Source organism: Terrabacter sp. P2_E3 (assembly GCF_056403915.1).
The window spans coordinates 55,558-72,633 of the sequence record NZ_JBFUEN010000018.1 but is presented as its reverse complement, the minus strand read 5'-3'; the positions used below and the strand labels follow the sequence as shown (position 1 = coordinate 72,633).

The following is a 17,076-nucleotide window of genomic DNA, read 5'->3' as shown; positions in this document are numbered from 1 at the left end:
CGGCCGACCACGTTGAGCCGAGATGCACCGCCACGGCTGCCGGTGACCGGCAGGGCGCGGCGCCCGCTGATAGTGACCCCCGACCACGGTTCGCTCTCAGACCACACGAGGAGTGCACGACATGGAGCGACTACTGACCGTAGAGGACGCCGCCAGAGTCCTTGGAACAACGACACGGTTTCCACGACGCCTCATCGCTGAAAGGCGGATTCGCTTCGTGCGCATCGGGAGGCACGTCCGGATCCCCGAGACCGAACTCCAGCAGTTCATCAATGAGGGCACGGTGGAGCGGATGCGCCTCTACCCGACCGGGTCGGGCTGATGACCCGCCGTCGGTTCGGATACATACGCAAGCTTCCGTCCGGCCGCTTTCACGCGAGCTACAAGACCCCTGATGGTCAGCGGCACAACGCGCCCGAGACGTACCGGACCGAGGCAGACGCTCGACGCTTCTTGGATCGGGTCCAGCATGAGGTCGAGCGCGGACACTGGCAGCCCGACGCGCGGCTGGGGCAGCGCACTTTGCGCGAGTGTTGCGACGCCTACCTGGAGGAGAACCCGAGGGTCGGCGAGCGGTGGGCTGAGACGTGCCGTCGCAACATGCGGCTCCATCTTGGCGATCTGCTCGACAGGCCGATCGCGAGCATCACTCCGCCGCTGGTCCGCGCCTGGCACGCCAAGGCCCTTCGAGGATCGGGTGGTCGCACATCGATCAGCCAGTCCTACAGGCTTATCCGCGCAGTCCTCAACGTGGCCGTCCAAGACGGTGCGATCGTCAGAAACCCGTGCCAGATCCCCGGCGCCGGCGCCCAACGATCCGCCGAACGTCCCATCGCCACCCCGTCCGAGGTCGCCAAGCTGATCGAGGCCACCACCCCTCGCTTCCGGGTCGCCGTGGCCCTCGCCGCGTGGTGCGGCCTGCGTCGGGGCGAGCTCTGCGCGCTCCGGACCGGCGATGTCGACCTGGAGCACGGTCGCGTCACCGTGCGCCGCAACTACGTCGAGCTCCTCGAGGCGCCAACGAAGTTCGAGAAGGATCCCAAGAGCGAGGCCGGCAAGCGCACGGTCACGATCCCCCCGCATGTCATCCCCCTGCTCGAGCGCCACGCGCGCGCATACTCGGGCGGGACCTACTTCTTCGCGGACCGCTACGGGCAGCAGGTGCGGGGAAACACGATCTACCAGGCTTTCGTCCGGGCCCGTGACCAGGTGGGCCTCACCATCGCCTTCCACGATCTGCGTCACACCGGGCAGTCACTCGCGGCCGCAACAGGCGCGAGCCTCGTCGACCTCAAGAAGCGGCTCGGACACTCCTCGACTGCGGCGGCCCAGCGCTACATGCACGCCGTCGAGGGCCGTGACGCACAAATCGCCGATGCCCTGTCGAAGCTCGCCGAGAGCGGCGACGCGAGCAAGCTCCCCAGATCGTTCTGACACATGAATCGCACGCCAGATCGCACGGCCGGCAAAAGACAGGGCCTGACCTGCACGAATGCGTCTCCCTGAAAATCGGAAGGTCGGCGGTTCGACCCCGCCCCTGGCCACCACCCCCGAAACCGCAGGTCACCATCGTGTGAACTGCGGTTTCGTCGCTCCCGGGACGGGCGGAGGCTGGTACCAGACTTCTGGGCACCACCCGACGACGAGGAGCGCACGCGATGAGGCTCAACGAGGAGACGGCTCGGTCACGCCTGCGCGAGCAGGTCCACGGCGTGCTGTGCACGCTGCACCCCGACCGCGGCCCCGACCCGGTCCCGATCGTGTATGCCGTGAGCGACGACGGGCACGTCGGCATCCCGATCGACACGGTCAAGCCCAAGACGTCCTCCCGGCTTCAGCGCGAGGCCAACCTGGCGGCCGACCCGCGGGGTTCCCTGCTCATCGAGCGCTGGGAGGACGACGACTGGTCGAGGCTCTGGTGGGTGCGCGCCGAGCTCCGGCACGTCAGCGACCCGCCGTCCTCGCTGACCGACGACCTCGCCGACCGGCTGGCCAGCACCGTGCCGCAGTACGCCGACAAGCCCTTCCACCGGCTGCTCGTGTGTCGCATCGTCCGGGTCACCGGCTGGGCCGCCGGCGAGGCGTGACCACTGCGGCCGGCGCCCGGACCCGTGTCCGGACCGCGGTTTCGTCGCTCCCGGCTCACAGGGGAGGGATGATCCTTCGCTGTCGCAGCGACTCGAAGAGGTCGAGGAACGAGTCCGCCGAGTCCTGGTAGTCGAGGAAGCCCAGCTTGCGACTCTTGCCCATGTCGGCGAACGTCTCGACCGTGCGCCCCAGATCAGCATCTGTGTGCCACCACGACGCCAGCTCCGCCACCGGGTACGGGGCAAGACCATGGCGCGCGACCAGGTCGGCCCACACCTGGTCGGCGTGGGTCATGCGCCCCTCGAGGGGCTGCGGCTGACCGGGGTACTCGGCGGGTTCGACACCGAGGCCCTCCGCGACCCGGCTCCACATCTGGCGCCACCGGAAGACCTCACCGTTGACGGTGTTGAACGCCTGGTCACGCCCGGCGGGTTCGGTCGCCGACCATGCGACGTGCCTGCCCAGTAGGCGAGCGTCGGTGATGTCGGTGACGCCAGCCCACTGCTGTGGACTCCCGGGGAACACGAAGGGCTGCCCCGTCTGGCGACAGATGCTGCCGTAGACGGCAAGCGTGACCCCCATGTTCATCGCGTTGCCGAGCGCGTAGCCGATCATCGTGTGCGGTCGGTGCACCGACCACGTGAAGCCCTGCTGAGCCGCTGCCTCGAAGAGCGCGTCCTCCTGGACGTAGTAGAAGTTCTCGAACGGCAGTCGCCCTTGGCTCTCGCGGAAGGGCGTTTCGGCCGGAGCCTTGGCGTAGGCCTCGAAGGGACCGAGGTAGTGCTTGAGGCCGGTCACGAGGACGGCGTGCTCGAGCGTGGTGGTGCGACCGAGGACCTCGAGAGTGTTGCGCAGCATCGCACCGTTGACTCGGCAGTTCTCGGCCTCCGTCGCCTGCCGTTGCCAGGTGGTGAACACCAGGTGCGAGATCGACCTGCCCGCGACCGCACGCTCGACGGACTCGGGGTCGAGGACGTCGGCGAGGACGTGGTCGACGCCGGGAACGGGCTCGCGCACGGAGCGGGACAGGCCCACCACGTCGAAACCCTTGTCCAGCAGGGCGTGCGCGCAGTTCTGTCCACCGATGCCGGTGATTCCTACGACGAGGGCAGTGGGTGCCATGCGCGCTCCTTCGGGCGATGCTGACGGTGCGGCGGGTGACGTCCGAGCGTCCATGTCCGCGACAGGCCGATGGTGCCGCGATCTGGACAGGGCGTCAAGTGATGATTAACGTTATCTCGAAACAGCTCGCCTGCGTCTGCCCTCGACCGTTCCACCCCGACCACATCCCGGCTCCCGAGGAGGACCCCCATGGCTGGACGCATCCTCACCCGGACCTACGCCGCGCCCACCCTCTCGCGCCACGTCAGGCCCGGCACGTGCCGCCGCGGCGAGCCGGTCCCGAGTCGTGCCGCGACGGTGCCCGAGTGAGCGCCCGGCGGATCGGGCAGGACGGGTCGCCTCGCGCTACTGTCGGGGAAAACCGACGCCAGCACAGAGGTGAGCCGAGAGTGGTCGAGCAGGTCGAGAACCTCGGTGGCCGCCTCCGCAAGGTGCGGCTCGCCACCGGGATGTCCCTTCGCGAGGTGTCCCGACAGCTGGGGGTCTCGCCCTCCTTCGTGTCCCAGCTCGAGAACGGCAAGTCGCAGCCGTCGGTGGCCACCCTCTACTCCTTGGCCCAGCTGCTGGGCGTGTCGATCGACGAGCTCTTCGCCGTGGACGGCGGCGCTCCGATCCCACCCTCGGGCACGGGTGACGACGCCGGCGGCACCGAGACCCTGGCCGCCGCCTCGCGTCCGGCGAACGCGGAGGGCCTCCCGAGCAGGTCGGAGATCAGCTCCCCTGTCGACGCCGTTCCCCGCACCGGTCGTGCCGAGCGCGTCTCCGTCACCAGGTCCGGCGGCCGATCCCGCCTCGAGATGGACACCGGCGTCGTGTGGGAACGCTTGGCCGACAACACCGGCGGGGACCTCGACTTCATCGAGATCGTGTATCCCCCGCACAGCAACTCGACCAACGACGGCCGGATGCTGCAGCACGCCGGCGCCGAGTTCGGATACCTCCTCGAGGGCGAGCTCGAGATCACGGTGGGCTTCGACGTCTTCACCCTGCATGCGGGGGAGGCCCTCGGCTTCGACTCCTCCCAGCCCCACCTCTTCCGCAACCTGCATTCACAGCCGGCCCGCGGGATCTGGTTCGTGGTCCACCCCACGTCCTGACCGCCGTACTGCTTGACAGGTCGTCGCCGAGCGTTCACTCTGACTGAACTCCCGTCGTTCCACCTGTTCAGCGGTTTGCACCGCTCCGAGCCATCTGCCGAGGACGTCATATGCGCGCGCTGCAGTTCACCGGGCCCGACCAGTTCCACCTCAACGAGGTCCCCGTCCCCGAGCCGGGCCCGGACGAGGTGCTCGTCGCCAGTCGGAGCGTCGGGATCTGCCACTCCGACATCGAGCTGCTCGCCGGCCGCTACATCATCCCCTTCGCCTACCCGGTGATCCCCGGCCACGAGTGGTCCGGCGAAGTCGTCCGCGTGGGCCGGGATGTCAAGGGTCTCGGCGTCGGCGACCGGGTCGTCGGCGAGTGCGTCATCGGTGACGACCACTTCGGCTTCAGCATCAGCGGTGCCGCCGCCGAGTTCTTCCTGGCCAAGGAGGCCTGGCTCCACCGCCTTCCCGACAACCTGTCGTGGACCCAGGGTGCCCTGGTCGAGCCGTTCAGCTGCGGCTACTACGCGACGGTCCGCGCCGACAACCTCGACGCGAGCGACACGGTTCTCGTGCTCGGGACCGGACCGATCGGGCTCGGCGTCGTGGCTGCCTCGGTGGGCCGAGGTGCGAAGGTCGTCGTGGCCGAGCCCTCAGCGGACCGGGGGGAGCTCGCGATGCGGCTCGGTGCCGACGAGGTGCTCGACCCCACTGCCGAGGGCTTCGAAGACGCGGTGCAGGAGGCCACCGACGGAGACGGGGCATCCGTCGTCTTCGAGGCGAGCGGCAAGCCGGCGGCGATGGCGACGGCGCTCGAGGTCGCTGCGTTCCGCGCCCGGATCGTCTACATCGGCATCGACGTGGGCGGCTCCGCCCCTGCGAAGCTCGGGCTGTTCCAGTCCAAGGAGCTTCAGGCCCGCGGCATCATCGGCTCCCCCGGCGTCTGGCCGCAGACCCTGCGCTTCCTGTCCCGCAGCGGGGTGGACCTCAGCCCACTCGTCACCTCCAGCCACGATCTGGCCGACTCCGAGAAGGCGATCACCGCCGTTCTGGAGGACCCGTCCCAGGTCAAGGTCCACATCACCTCGTCCGCCCGGCTCTGACGGGTAGGGGACCGATGATGCGCGCAGGAGTGCTCCACGGTCGCTTGGACCTTCGGGTCGAGGACCGACCAGAGCCACGACCCCGCGAGGGTGAGGTCCTCATCCAGGTCGCTCTCAACGGCCTGTGCGGTACCGACGCCACCGAGTACGCGAAGGGACCGATGATGGTCCCGCTCACGGACCGACACACCGGCAGCGGCCACGTGGGGCCCACCGTGCTCGGCCACGAGTTCATCGGGACCGTCGTCGCCGCCGGCCCGGACGCAGGGGACGGGGCCGGCAGACGCTGGACCGGCCGACGGGTGGCCTGCGGCGCGGGAGTCTCGTGCGGCTCCTGTCGGTGGTGCGCGGCCGGTCGCACCAACCTGTGCGAGCGCTACTACACGCTCGGACTGTCGACCCACGGTGGACTCGCCGAGCTCGTCGTCGCTCCCGTCAGCACCCTGGTCACCATCCCGGACGGGTGCGACGACACCGAAGCGGCGCTCGCACAACCCTTCGCGGTCGGCCTGCACGCCATCGACCGCGCCGGGATCGCTGACGGGGACGACGTCGTCGTGCTCGGCGCCGGCGCGATCGGCTCCTTCGTCCTGGCCGGGCTGCGTGGCCACCGGGGCACGGTCACCGTGGTGGACGTCGACCCCGACCGCCTCGACGTGGCGCGACGACTCGGTGCGACGAGCACCGTCGCGGTGAGCCGCGAGACGACGCTCGAGGAGCTACGGGACCTCGTTCCCCGACAGCCCCACGTCGTCATCGAGAGCTCGGGCGCGCCCGGCGCCGCGGCCCGCGCGCTGTCGCTCTGCGCGCGAGGAGGGCGGACGCTGCTGGTGGGCCTCGTCAAGGCCCCGCAGGAGCTCGGCCTCGCGGACATCGTGCTGCGTGAGGTCGACATCGCGACCACCGTCGCCCACATCTGCGCCACGGACATCCCCCGTGCCCTCGCGCTGCTCGAGAGCAGTCCCCTGGCGGGCGTCATCGGCACCACGACGGTGCCCCTCGACCATGTCGTCGCTCGTGGTCTCGACCCGATCGTGGCCGGCTCCGCGGGCGGCAAGATCCTGGTGGACCCTCGCCGTGGCTGACGTCGCGATCCTGGGCACCGGCCGCATGGGGTCGGCGATGGCGCGACGCGTGGCCGCCGCAGGGCACCGGGTGCGGGTGTGGAACCGCACGCTGTCATCCGCCCAGGCCCTGGTGGACTCGCAGACACACGGCGAGCTCGTCCTGGCCACGACCCCCTCGGCGGCCGTGACGGACGCGGACGTCGTGCTGACGATGCTCGCGGACGGCGACGTGACCACGTCGCTGCTGCTCTCCGAGGCCGTGCTGAGCGCCCTGCCCACCCACTGCCTCGTCATCGACCTGGGGACGAGCGGAGTGGCGGCGGCAACGCGTCTGGGTCGCCGGCTCACCGACGCAGGACATCGCTTCGTCGACGCTCCCGTGTCGGGGAGCGTGCCCGCCGTCACCGCCGGCACCTTGCTCGTCATGGCGTCCGGGCGGCCCGACGACGTCATCGCCGCCCGGGGGGTCCTCGAGTCCTTCGCCGCCGAGGTGCTCCGGGTGGGTGACGTCGGCGCAGGCCAGGCGATGAAGCTCGCGGTCAACCTCGTGGTCCACGACCTCAACGCGGCCCTCGCAGAGGCCCTCGTCCTCGCGGAGCGGTCCGGAGTCACTCGGACCGAGGCCTACGACGTGCTCGAACGCAGTGTCGTCGGGGCGCCCTTCGTCCACTACAAGCGCCCGGCTTTCCTCGACCCGCAGACGCCGATCGCGATGAGCCTGGAGCTCGTCGCCAAGGACCTGCGCCTGATCACCGAGCAGGGCAGGACGACCGGCGCGGCGCTGCCGGTGACAGAGCAGACGCTGCAGCGCGTGCAGGGCGCCGTCGACGCCGGGTGGGGCTCGCGAGACATGGCCGACCTGAGTCGTATCCAGTCCGCAGTGGACCCACGCGAGTAGGCGTTTCGCCCGCTTCGCGGGTGTCCGTCCCGAGGCGCGCATCACGGTCTTGTCTCGTTGACCAAGACCCGAGCGTGAACCTCTTGTTAACGCCAAATGCTCTATGTACAGTCTCACCCAACACCTTGGTCGCCCGCGATCCGGACGGTCAGCATGGAAACCCTCAGTGTCGAGGAGTGGGTCATGGATCCGAAGAACGAGACGGTCAGCCCGTCGCGCCGCACCCCCCGGGGCCTCTCGCGTGGACTGCTGACCGTGGTCGCGGCGTTGGCCCTTCTCGTCATCGCCGGCTTCATCTTCGCCCCGAGCAGTGTCAGCTCCGGTGCGGTCCAGAGCATGCTGCCGTTCGCAGCCGTGCTCGCCATCGTCGCCCTCGGGCAGACCCTCGTCGTCATGCAGGGCGGCATCGACCTGTCGGTCGCAGGCTCGGTGTCACTCGTCATCGTCATCGTGACCCACCAGGCCTATGGCGACGACTCCAAGGTGCTCCCGGCGGCCCTGCTCGCGCTGGGGGTCTCGCTCCTCACCGGGCTCGGCAACGGCCTGCTCATCGGACGCCTCGGCCTCAACCCCATCGTCGCCACCCTGGGCACCAACGCGCTGCTCTACGCCGCGGTGCTGGCCGTGTCCGGGGGGACCCCCCGCCAGACCACCGACCTGCTCGCCCGGCTCGCCGGTGACAGCACTCTCGGGATCCCACACGCGGTCCTCGTCGCCGTGCTCGCGACCGCCGTCGTCACGGTGGTCGTCAAGAAGACGGCGTCGGGACGTCGCTTCGAGGCGGTCGGGGCCAACGGCTCGGCGGCGTGGGCTGCTGGTCTGCGCGTGCAGGGCTTCAAGGCCGGCGGCTACGTCTTCGCGCAGGTCTTCTACTGGCTGGGCGCCCTGCTCCTGGCCGGCATCCTCAACAAGCCCACGGCATACCAGGGCGACAGCTACCTGCTGGCCTCGGTGGCAGCGGTCGTCCTCGGAGGCACCTCCCTGCTCGGCGGTCGGGGCAACCTCGTCGCCACAGCCGTCGCGGCGCTCTTCCTGATCCAGCTGGACCAGTTCGTGCTGGCCCTCGGCTTCGACTTCGCGGGCAAGACGCTCGTGCAGTCGGCCGCGTTCGCGATCGGTGTCGCGCTCTACACCATCAACTGGTCGCGGCTGCGACGGCGATCCCAACGTCCAGCCAGCACCGTCCCGGCCTGACCCCTCTTGCTTCATCCCTCACCCGGCTCATGACCATCAGAAAGGTCGATCCGCAATGTCCCGACCCAACACAGCCATCCGCGTCCTCGCAGTGTCGAGCGTCGCCGCCCTGGCACTCGCAGCCTGTGGCAGCTCGTCCGACGGCGCCTCTCCCGCCGCCAGCGGAGGCAGCACCGTCTCGGGTGCGCCATCCTGGTGCGGCTCCAAGCAGATCACCCTGGGCCTGACCGACGGGTTCGGCGGCAACAGCTGGCGTCTCGTCACGACGGCCTCCGCCAAGGACGAGATCGCCAAGTGCCCGAGCGTCACGAGCTTCACCTACGCCGACGGTCAGGGCGACACCCAGAAGGCCATCTCCGACATCCAGGGCCTGGTCGCCAAGGGAGTCAACGCGCTCGTCGTGTTCCCGGACGCCGGCAACGCCATGCTCCCTGCTCTGCAGAGCGCCAAGGAGGCCGGCGTCACCACGGTGCCCTACCGGGTCAACCCGGGCGGCGCCGACGGCAAGGACTACGACGTCTGGGTGGGAGCCGACTTCGTCACCGACGGCAAGAACTGGGCCGACTGGCTCACCAAGACCCTGCCGAGCGGGGGCAACATCCTCTTCCTGTCCGGCCCCGCAGGCAACAGCCAGGGCCTCGACGAGCTCAAGGGCATGAAGGAGGTCCTCGACCCAGGGAAGTACACCTTCATCGGGCAGGCGCCGTTCGAGGTCACCAACTGGGATCCCGCCAAGACCCAGCAGGTCCTGAGTGCCGCCATCGCGAAGTACCCGAAGATCGACGCGATCGTGTCCGACTTCGGACCGTCCCTCGTCGGTGCTCTGCCGGAGTTCGAGAAGAGCGGGCGCTCCATCCCTGCCCTGGCGACGTCGGACGGCAACGTCCTCTCGTGCTTCTACGAGGCGCACAAGGCACAGAACCCGGACTTCAAGCTCTTCACCGTGGCCACGGGCAACGACAACGCCCGACTGGCGGTCCAGTGGGCCGTCGCCCTCGCGACCGGTGGCACCCCGCCCGCGTCGAAGCAGTTCAAGGCTCCCGCCTTCGAGGACTCGGTCGGCGGCAAGCCCAGCCCGGTGACGTGCAAGAAGGACCTTCCCGGTGACATCTACCTGTCCGCCCAGATGGCCGGACAGGACCAGGCGAAGCTGCTCAAGTGACTCCGCACGGGGCGGCCGGTGCCGTCACGACCGACGGCCCGGCCGACCCCGTGCCCGTCGATGTCGCCACCGAGACCCAGACCAAGACGCTGAGCGAGACGCCGACCGAAACGCCGACCGAAGGACTGGACGTGACCAGAGACACCGCGGTGATCGCCGAGTCGGCGATGGTCCTCTCCGGCATCAGCAAGAACTACGACGGGGTCGCAGCGCTCACCGACGTCTCCCTGGAGATCCGTCGGGGCGAGGTCCACGCCCTGCTGGGAGAGAACGGCGCGGGCAAGTCGACCCTCATGGGGGTCGCCTCCGGTGAGGTGAGCCCGGACGCCGGCACCATCACCGGCGCGGGCCGGCTCATCGAGCGGCTGACACCCGCCCTGGCCACCGAGCTCGGCATCGCGATCGTCCACCAGCACCCAGCGGTGCTGCCCGACCTCACCGTTGCCGAGAACCTCGTGGTCGCCGTGCCCGGTGCCGTCCTCGGAACCGGGGCGGAGCGGATCCGCACGATGCAGCAGATGCTGGCCGATGTCGGCTCGAGCGCCCACCTCGAGGACCGGGTCGGCAACCTCAGCGTCGCCCAGCGCCACCTCCTCGAGCTGGCCAAGGCGCTCGCGGTGGAGCCCAAGCTGCTCATCCTCGACGAGCCCACGGCCCCGCTGGGCGCCGACTCCGTCGACATGCTCTTCGAACGCGTGCGGCGGGCCGCAGCCACCGGCACCGCCGTCGTCTACATCACGCACCGCCTCGCCGAGGTCCGCGAGCTGGCGGACCGCGTCACCGTGCTGCGCGACGGCAAGGTACGCGGCACTGCCGAGGTGGAGGCCATCAGCGACGATGAGCTTCTGTCGCTCATCGTCGGGCGCCAGCTCGAGTCGACCTTCCCGGTCAAGCCACCGCAGGACGAGCTGGGTGACGAGGTCCTCTCCGTGGACGGGATCACGGGTGGCGGCTTCTCCGACGTCTCCTTCACGGCGCGCGCCGGTGAGATCATCGGCGTCTCGGGGATCGTGGGCAACGGCCAGAGCGAGGTGCTGCGGGCGCTCGCCGGGCTCACGGCCTTCTCCGGCTCGGTCACGGTCGGCGGCACGTCGCGGACATCGCGCGACCTGCGCAAGCGCTCGGCCTACCTCCCGGCCGACCGACACGACGAGGGCCTCATGATGACGCTCTCGGTCCGCGAGAACGCAGCCCTGTCCGCCCTGGACCGTCTCCGGGGTCGTGTCCTGCTGAGCCGCGGCCGGGAGGACGCCCTCGTCGGGGCGGAGCTCACCGCTCTCGACGTCAAGACCGCCTCAGCCGAGACCGTCGTCTCGGCCCTGTCCGGAGGGAACCAGCAGAAGGTCGTGCTCGCCCGGGCCCTGCTCTCCCGCCCCGCCATCGTCCTGGCCGACGAGCCGACACAGGGCGTCGACGTCGGCGCGCGCGCGGAGATCTACCGGATCCTGCGCGAGGTCTCTGCCGCGGGCGTGCCGGTCGTCGTCGCGTCCTCCGACGCCAAGGAGCTCGAAGGACTCTGCGACCGCGTCCTGGTCATGTCACGCGGAGCAGTGCTCGACGTCGTCGAGGGCGCTCAGGTCACCGAGGAACGACTCATCCACTCGGCAGTCAGTGCGACGGTGCACCAGGGCGGCGCCAGCCGGACGGTCAGCTCCGTCTCGACCCGGCGGAGCCGCTTCCTCACCGGGGACTATGCCCCGGTCGTCATCCTCGCGCTCGTCATGCTCCTTCTCGGCGCCTTCGTGCTGTCGCAGAACTCGCGATACCTCGCACCCTTCAACCTCACGTCGGTCATGACCTCGTGCGCGGCCCTCGGCTTCATCGCCCTCGGGCAGACGATCGTTCTCATGACCGGGGGAATCGACCTCTCCGTCGGACCGCTCGCCGGTTTCCTGGTCGTCGTCGGCTCGTTCTTCCTGACCGCCGAGAAATCGGCCGCGGTCATGGCGCTGGGACTGGTCGTCATGCTGGCGGTCGCCGCCGCCACCGGCGCCGCCAACGGCAGCCTGATCCGCTTCGCCAAGTTCACCCCGGTGGCGGCCACACTGGCGAGCTACATCGGCATCCAGGGCCTCAGCTACCTTCTCCGGGACTCGCCCGGAGGGAACATCGCGATCTCGGTCACCCGTCTCGTCAAGACCAAGATCGGCCCCGTACCGGTCGTCTTCCTGCTGCTCGTCGTCACTGCCGTGGTGCTCGAGTACGCCCTGCGCAGGCGGGGCCCCGGCCTGCGGCTGCGCGCCATCGGATCCGACGAGGACGCCGCCCGCCGGGTCGGGATCAACGTCAGCCGCACTGCGGTCCTGGCCTACGTCGCCGCCTCCTGCTTCGTCTTCCTCGGCTCCATCGTGCTGCTCGGCCAGCTCGGCATCGGTGACCCGGCTCAGGGCGTGGGCTACACCCTGAGCAGCATCACCGCGGTGGTCCTCGGTGGCACCAGCCTCCTGGGCGGTCGTGGCACGTTCATCGGCACGCTGCTCGGCGCCGGGCTCATCGTCCAGGTCTTCAACGCCATGGTCTTCCTCGACCTGTCGCAGACGTGGCAGTACTTCTTCCAGGGCGCCCTCATCGTGGCTGCCGCCGTCATCTACAGCCAAGTGCGCCGGGTCAGGGCCTGACAGCGCTCGACACCATCACCAGACCTTCGAATCACCCTGCGGGCCAAGGCGGTCCGTCATCCAACGACAACCACCGAGGAGACTCAAGTGCGCGCAGCACGCTTCCACGGACAGTCCGACATCCGCATCGAGGACGTCGGATCCCCTGAGATCAAGGCGCCCGACGAGGTCCTCGTCGAGGTCCTCTGGTGCGGCATCTGCGGCACCGACCTGCACGAGTACCTCGTGGGCCCCATCGTCACCCCGACCACGCCGCACCCCCTGACCGGGGTGACCCTCCCCCAGACGCTCGGGCACGAGTTCTCCGCGCGGGTCGTGGAGGTGGGCGCGCAGGTCACCGACGTGGCCGTGGGCGACCGGGTGAGCATCATGCCTGCGATCGTCTGCGGCCGATGCACCTTCTGCCGGCAGGGACTCGGTCACCTGTGCGTCCGGTTCGCCTGCACCGGGCTCTCCGCCGAGACCGGGGGCCTCGCCCAGTACGCCGTGCTCAAGGAGTACCAGGTCTCGACCCTCCCCGACGAGGTGTCGGACGTGGAGGGTGCCGTCGTCGAGCCGGCCAGCGTGGCGGCATACGGCATCGACAGGGTGGGGATCCGTGGTGGCGACATCGTGCTCGTCACCGGCGCCGGCCCCATCGGCGTGCTGTCGGCCCTCTACGCCGATGCCCTCGGCGCTGCGACCGTCGTGATCGCCGAACCCAATCCCAACCGCGCAGCGCTCGCGGCCTCCCTCGACGTCGGTCCGGTCCTCGACCCGACCTCGGACGGGTTCGCCGAGTCGATCGCACAGCTCACCCGAGGCGCCGGCGTCGACGTGGTCGCCGAGTGCTCGGGCAGCACCCCGGGCCTGACCACGGCGATGAACAGTGTGCGCACGCGTGGCTCGATCGTGCAGACCGGCCTGCACACCAAGCCGGCCACCATCGACGCGATGCGGCTGTCGGAGAAGGACATCAGCTACGTCGGCAGCTGGTGCTACCTCATCACCGACTGGCCCCGCATCATCCGGCTCATCGCCTCGGGGAAGTACCCCGTCGCCAAGGCCGTCACGGCCCAGATCGAGCTGGAGCGGGTCGTCCCGGACGGCTTCGACGTCCTCGTGAACCCGTCGGGCGACCAGCTCAAGATCCTCGTCTCACCGACCGGCGCGACGCCGGCCTGACCGGGGCCACGACCCTGCGCCACCGGCCGCGACCGACCAGCTGCCGATCCATCCACGTTCTCGAGGAGTAGTCATGGTGTCACCGACGTACGGCACGAACGCGGTCGACTGGGAGAGTCGCCTGGACCTGGACCGGCTGCGCCGTGAGCGCCTGGCCCGGCTCAAGGCGGAGCTCGACCGCTCGGACCTCGGCGCCCTGCTGACCTTCGACTTCCACAACATCCGCTACATGACCGCGACCCACATCGGGACATGGGCGATGGACAAGATGATCCGTTTCGCCATTCTCCCCCGCGGGGGGGACCCCGTCCTGTGGGACTTCGGGTCGGCCGCCCGTCACCACCAGCTGCAGTCGACCTGGCTCGACGAGCCGCACGCGGCTGCGGGTCGGGGAGACCACTACGGCGCCCGCGCGGGCATCTCCACGCTGCGCGGCGCGATCTCCCCCGGGGCAGGGCGCGCCGCGGACGTGGCCGCCAAGGTCGCCCAGGTGATGCGCGACTTCGGGCTCGACGGCCAGGCCATCGGCGTCGACATCGTCGAGCCGCCGGTCCTCTTCGCGCTCGAGGCGGCGGGTTTCCACGTCGTCGACGGACAGCAGGTCTTCCTCGAGGCGAGGCGGATCAAGACCGGGGACGAGATCGGCCTGCTCACGCAGGCAGCGTCGATGGTGGACGCTGCCTACGAGAACCTCTACGAGTTCCTCCGTCCGGGCGTCCGTGAGAACGAGTGCGTCGGCCTGGTGAGCAAGACGCTCTACGACCTCGGTTCGGAGCATGTCGAGGGGGTCAATGCCATCTCGGGAGAACGGTGCTCACCGCACCCACACGTCTTCACCGACCGGCTGATCCGGCCCGGCGACCCGGCCTTCTTCGACATCCTGCACAGCCACATGGGCTACCGGACCTGCTACTACCGGACCTTCGCCGTGGGCAGCGCATCACGGGCTCAGCGCGACGCGTACACCATCTGTCGCGAGCTGATGGACCGGGCGATCGACATCGTCAAGCCCGGCGTGACGACGGCTGACGTCGTCGCCCTGTGGCCCACTGCGCAGGAGTTCGGCTTCGCCGACGAGGAGGCGGCCTTCGCGCTCCAGTACGGCCACGGCGTGGGCCTGTCGATCTGGGAGCGGCCGATCTTCAGTCGCCTCACCTCCTTCGACAGCCCGGAGACGCTGGAGGAGGGCATGGTCTTCGCCCTCGAGACCTACTGGCCAGCGGCCGACGGCTGGGGGGCGGCCCGGATCGAGGAGGAGGTCGTCGTGACCGCCACGGGCTGCGAGGTCATCACGAAGTTCCCTGCCGAGGAGCTGCTCGTGGCCGGCAAGCGCTACTTCACGACCGGCGGACACCTGCCGACGATGCGCGACAGCCAGTCCCACCTCAACCGCGCGCCGCGCGCCACCGACGCCGACTCCGGCGCCGACTCCGACGCCGACGCCAGCACGAGGAACAGCTCCACCCCGGCGGAGGTCGGCGCATGAGACTGCCCCTGGCGGAGCACCGTTACGGCGAGCACGGCGTCGTGCTCCCACCGGAGCGCAGCGACAGCAACGACGCCCTCGATGTCGACCTGGACACGCGGCGACAGCTCTACCGCTCGATGCGAGAGATGCGGACCTTCGAGAAGCGCGCGTACGACCTCTTCATGAAGCAGCTGGTCAAGGGCACGAGCCACTTGTCGCTCGGCATGGAGGCCATCGCGGCGGGCTTCGGGGCCGCCATGCGCGAGGACGACTACACCTTCGCCACGTACCGCGGCCACGCACACACCCTCGCGAGGGGCGTGCCGATGACACCGGTGCTCGCCGAGCTGCTCGGACGGGCCAACGGCCTGATGGGAGGCAAGGGCGGTTCGATGCACCTCACGAGCGTCGAGCACGGGATGATGGGGTCCTACGCCATCATCGGGGCCCACCTGACTATCGCCAACGGAGCTGCGTGGTCCGCGCAGTACCGCGGGTCGGGCCAGGTGGCCGTCTGCTTCTTCGGCGACGGGACCACCAACATCGGCGCCTTCCACGAGGCTCTCAACTACGCCGCGGTGTACCGCCTGCCGGTCGTCTTCGTGTGCGAGAACAACCTCTACATGGAGTACACGTCCATCCGCGACATCACCGCCGTCGCGCACCCGGCGGCCGACCGGGCCGCGGCGTACGGACTCGAGTCGATCGTCGTCGACGGCAACGACGCCGACGCCGTCCACCTCGCCGCGCTCGAAGCCCTCGACCGGGCGCGCTCGGGCCGGGGCCCCTCGCTCCTCGAGGCCCTGACCTACCGCCACGGAGGGCACTCGCGCGCCGACCCCGGGAAGTACCGTCCCACCGGTGAGGTCGACGCCTGGAAGGCGTACGACCCACTCACGATCTACCGCGAGCGACTGGGGCGGCTCGGCGTGTCGGAAGCCGAGCTCGACGCCATGGACGCGACGGCTCTCGCGCTCGTCGATGCGGCCACCGAGGGAGCCATCGCCGGCGAGCTCCCCTCTCCCGAGAGCGCGTTCACCGATGTCTGGGCTGATGGAGGATGGTCATGGCGCAACTGAGCTACCGAGATGCCGTCGCGCGCGGCATCGCACAGGAGATGCGCCGCGACGAGCGGGTCGTCGTCGTCGGCGAGGACATCGCCGGGGCCGGCGGCGTCTTCAAGACGACGGTCGGCCTGCTCGACGAGTTCGGCCCGAAGCGGGTCATCGACACACCCATCAGTGAGCAGGCCATCCTCGGCGCGGCCATGGGCGCGGCGATGACCGGGCTACGACCGGTGGCGGAGATCATGTTCTCGGACTTCTTCGCCGTGTGCTGGGACATCGTGGTGAACCAGATCGCCAAGACGCGCTACATGACGGCGGGTCAGGTGACCATGCCACTCGTCATCAAGACGGGCAACGGCGGTGGCCTGCGCTTCGGGGCCCAGCACTCGCAGTCGATCGAGAACTGGGCCATGGCCATCCCGGGGCTCAAGGTCGTGACGCCGTCGACCGCCGAGGACGTCGTCGGCCTGATGGCCGCGGCCATCCGGGACGACGACCCGGTGATCTTCTGCGAGCACAAGGGTCTGTATGCCGCCAAGGGCGAGGTGCCCGACGGCGAGATCATCGACACGCTCGGCACCGCCAAGGTGCGCCGCCCCGGTCGCGACGCGACCATCCTGGCGCTCGGCATGATGGTGCCGAGGGCGCTGGCCGCTGCGGAGGACCTGGCCACCCGCGGCATCGATGCCGAGGTCATCGACGTGCGCTCCCTCGTACCTCTCGACACCCGGACGATCCTCGACTCGGTCGCCAGGACCGGCAGGCTCTTCACCGTCGAGGAGAACCCCCAGCTGCTCGGCTGGGGTGCCGAGATCGCGTCGCTCGTCGCCGACGAGGCGTTCTGGGACCTCGACGGACCGGTGCAGAGGATCACGACCCCGCACATCCCGCTGCCGTCCGCCGACTCCCTGGAGGACCTCGTCATGCCGTCCGCCGAGAGCGTCGCCAGGACCGTCGAGAAGGCGCTGCAGTCGTGAGCGTGCCGCCGTCGCTGGCGCCCTTCCTCCCCGGGGGTCGGCCGGCCCCTCGCGCTTCAGGTG

Annotated in this window: 15 protein-coding genes; 14 read left to right on the top strand and 1 reads right to left on the bottom strand. The window is 69.7% G+C overall.

All coding sequences use genetic code 11. The features are described 5' to 3' along the window. Window positions 1–121: 121 nt before the first annotated feature. The 3 genes from AC1DW8_RS19910 (at window position 122) to AC1DW8_RS19900 (ending at window position 2,087) form a co-directional block, all read left to right on the top strand. Window positions 122–322 (top strand): excisionase family DNA-binding protein, encoded by a 201-nt coding sequence (locus AC1DW8_RS19910; RefSeq protein WP_478095614.1) that lies wholly within the window; start codon window positions 122–124, stop codon window positions 320–322. Then, a complete protein-coding gene (locus AC1DW8_RS19905) occupies window positions 322–1,434 on the top strand; it encodes a tyrosine-type recombinase/integrase (RefSeq protein WP_478095613.1) in 1,113 nt (370 codons plus the stop codon). Before AC1DW8_RS19910 ends, AC1DW8_RS19905 begins: the two co-directional genes overlap by 1 nt. A gap of 224 nt (window positions 1,435–1,658) precedes the next feature. Then, complete coding sequence (locus AC1DW8_RS19900) at window positions 1,659–2,087, top strand: PNPOx family protein (protein ID WP_478095612.1); 429 nt, start codon at window positions 1,659–1,661, stop codon at window positions 2,085–2,087. A 55-nt stretch (window positions 2,088–2,142) separates the two neighbouring features. Here the strand turns inward: AC1DW8_RS19900 and AC1DW8_RS19895 are convergent, their stop codons facing one another. Further along, window positions 2,143–3,210, bottom strand: coding sequence for an SDR family oxidoreductase (locus AC1DW8_RS19895; protein ID WP_478095611.1), 1,068 nt, complete (start codon window positions 3,208–3,210; stop codon window positions 2,143–2,145). A gap of 389 nt (window positions 3,211–3,599) precedes the next feature. Here AC1DW8_RS19895 and AC1DW8_RS19890 point away from each other — a divergent pair, with 389 nt between their 5' ends. The 11 genes from AC1DW8_RS19890 to AC1DW8_RS19840 all read left to right on the top strand — a co-directional run bounded on the left by AC1DW8_RS19890 (window position 3,600) and on the right by AC1DW8_RS19840 (window position 17,013). Further along, window positions 3,600–4,307, top strand: coding sequence for a helix-turn-helix domain-containing protein (locus AC1DW8_RS19890; RefSeq protein ID WP_056822453.1), 708 nt, complete (start codon window positions 3,600–3,602; stop codon window positions 4,305–4,307). A gap of 110 nt (window positions 4,308–4,417) precedes the next feature. Further along, window positions 4,418–5,398 (top strand): zinc-dependent alcohol dehydrogenase, encoded by a 981-nt coding sequence (locus AC1DW8_RS19885; protein WP_478095610.1) that lies wholly within the window; start codon window positions 4,418–4,420, stop codon window positions 5,396–5,398. A 14-nt stretch (window positions 5,399–5,412) separates the two neighbouring features. Continuing rightward, complete coding sequence (locus AC1DW8_RS19880) at window positions 5,413–6,483, top strand: zinc-dependent alcohol dehydrogenase (protein ID WP_478095609.1); 1,071 nt, start codon at window positions 5,413–5,415, stop codon at window positions 6,481–6,483. Next, complete coding sequence (locus AC1DW8_RS19875) at window positions 6,476–7,363, top strand: NAD(P)-dependent oxidoreductase (protein WP_478095608.1); 888 nt, start codon at window positions 6,476–6,478, stop codon at window positions 7,361–7,363. Before AC1DW8_RS19880 ends, AC1DW8_RS19875 begins: the two co-directional genes overlap by 8 nt. A 183-nt stretch (window positions 7,364–7,546) precedes the next feature. Then, the gene (locus AC1DW8_RS19870; RefSeq protein WP_056772700.1) at window positions 7,547–8,557 is read left to right on the top strand and encodes an ABC transporter permease; all 1,011 of its coding nucleotides are present in this window, start codon (window positions 7,547–7,549) and stop codon (window positions 8,555–8,557) included. Window positions 8,558–8,612: 55 nt separating this feature from the next. Beyond that, window positions 8,613–9,719, top strand: coding sequence for a substrate-binding domain-containing protein (locus AC1DW8_RS19865; protein WP_056771813.1), 1,107 nt, complete (start codon window positions 8,613–8,615; stop codon window positions 9,717–9,719). Next, entirely contained in the window at window positions 9,716–12,337 is a 2,622-nt protein-coding gene (locus tag AC1DW8_RS19860; protein WP_478095607.1) for an ATP-binding cassette domain-containing protein, read from the top strand. The genes AC1DW8_RS19865 and AC1DW8_RS19860 overlap by 4 nt, the downstream gene beginning before the upstream one ends. Before the next feature lie 87 nt (window positions 12,338–12,424). Further along, window positions 12,425–13,501, top strand: coding sequence for a 2,3-butanediol dehydrogenase (locus AC1DW8_RS19855; RefSeq protein ID WP_056771816.1), 1,077 nt, complete (start codon window positions 12,425–12,427; stop codon window positions 13,499–13,501). 73 nt (window positions 13,502–13,574) lie between these two features. Next, window positions 13,575–14,987, top strand: a complete 1,413-nt coding sequence (locus AC1DW8_RS19850; protein WP_478095606.1) for a M24 family metallopeptidase — start codon at window positions 13,575–13,577, stop codon at window positions 14,985–14,987. Continuing rightward, on the top strand, window positions 14,984–16,048 hold the full coding sequence (locus AC1DW8_RS19845; RefSeq protein ID WP_478095605.1) for a thiamine pyrophosphate-dependent dehydrogenase E1 component subunit alpha: 1,065 nt from the start codon (window positions 14,984–14,986) through the stop codon (window positions 16,046–16,048). Before AC1DW8_RS19850 ends, AC1DW8_RS19845 begins: the two co-directional genes overlap by 4 nt. After that, window positions 16,036–17,013, top strand: a complete 978-nt coding sequence (locus tag AC1DW8_RS19840; protein ID WP_056771820.1) for an alpha-ketoacid dehydrogenase subunit beta — start codon at window positions 16,036–16,038, stop codon at window positions 17,011–17,013. Before AC1DW8_RS19845 ends, AC1DW8_RS19840 begins: the two co-directional genes overlap by 13 nt. Window positions 17,014–17,076 lie beyond the last annotated feature (63 nt).

Excerpts from the sequence above, each read along its gene's own strand:
- AC1DW8_RS19910 (WP_478095614.1), top strand. The coding sequence starts at position 122 with ATGGAGCGACTACTGACCGTAGAGGACGCCGCCAGAGTCCTTGGAACA.
- AC1DW8_RS19905 (WP_478095613.1), top strand. The coding sequence starts at position 322 with ATGACCCGCCGTCGGTTCGGATACATACGCAAGCTTCCGTCCGGCCGC.
- AC1DW8_RS19900 (WP_478095612.1), top strand. The coding sequence starts at position 1,659 with ATGAGGCTCAACGAGGAGACGGCTCGGTCACGCCTGCGCGAGCAGGTC.
- AC1DW8_RS19895 (WP_478095611.1), bottom strand. The coding sequence starts at position 3,210 with ATGGCACCCACTGCCCTCGTCGTAGGAATCACCGGCATCGGTGGACAG.
- AC1DW8_RS19885 (WP_478095610.1), top strand. The coding sequence starts at position 4,418 with ATGCGCGCGCTGCAGTTCACCGGGCCCGACCAGTTCCACCTCAACGAG.
- AC1DW8_RS19880 (WP_478095609.1), top strand. The coding sequence starts at position 5,413 with ATGATGCGCGCAGGAGTGCTCCACGGTCGCTTGGACCTTCGGGTCGAG.
- AC1DW8_RS19870 (WP_056772700.1), top strand. The coding sequence starts at position 7,547 with ATGGATCCGAAGAACGAGACGGTCAGCCCGTCGCGCCGCACCCCCCGG.
- AC1DW8_RS19865 (WP_056771813.1), top strand. The coding sequence starts at position 8,613 with ATGTCCCGACCCAACACAGCCATCCGCGTCCTCGCAGTGTCGAGCGTC.
- AC1DW8_RS19850 (WP_478095606.1), top strand. The coding sequence starts at position 13,575 with ATGGTGTCACCGACGTACGGCACGAACGCGGTCGACTGGGAGAGTCGC.
- AC1DW8_RS19845 (WP_478095605.1), top strand. The coding sequence starts at position 14,984 with ATGAGACTGCCCCTGGCGGAGCACCGTTACGGCGAGCACGGCGTCGTG.
- AC1DW8_RS19840 (WP_056771820.1), top strand. The coding sequence starts at position 16,036 with ATGGCGCAACTGAGCTACCGAGATGCCGTCGCGCGCGGCATCGCACAG.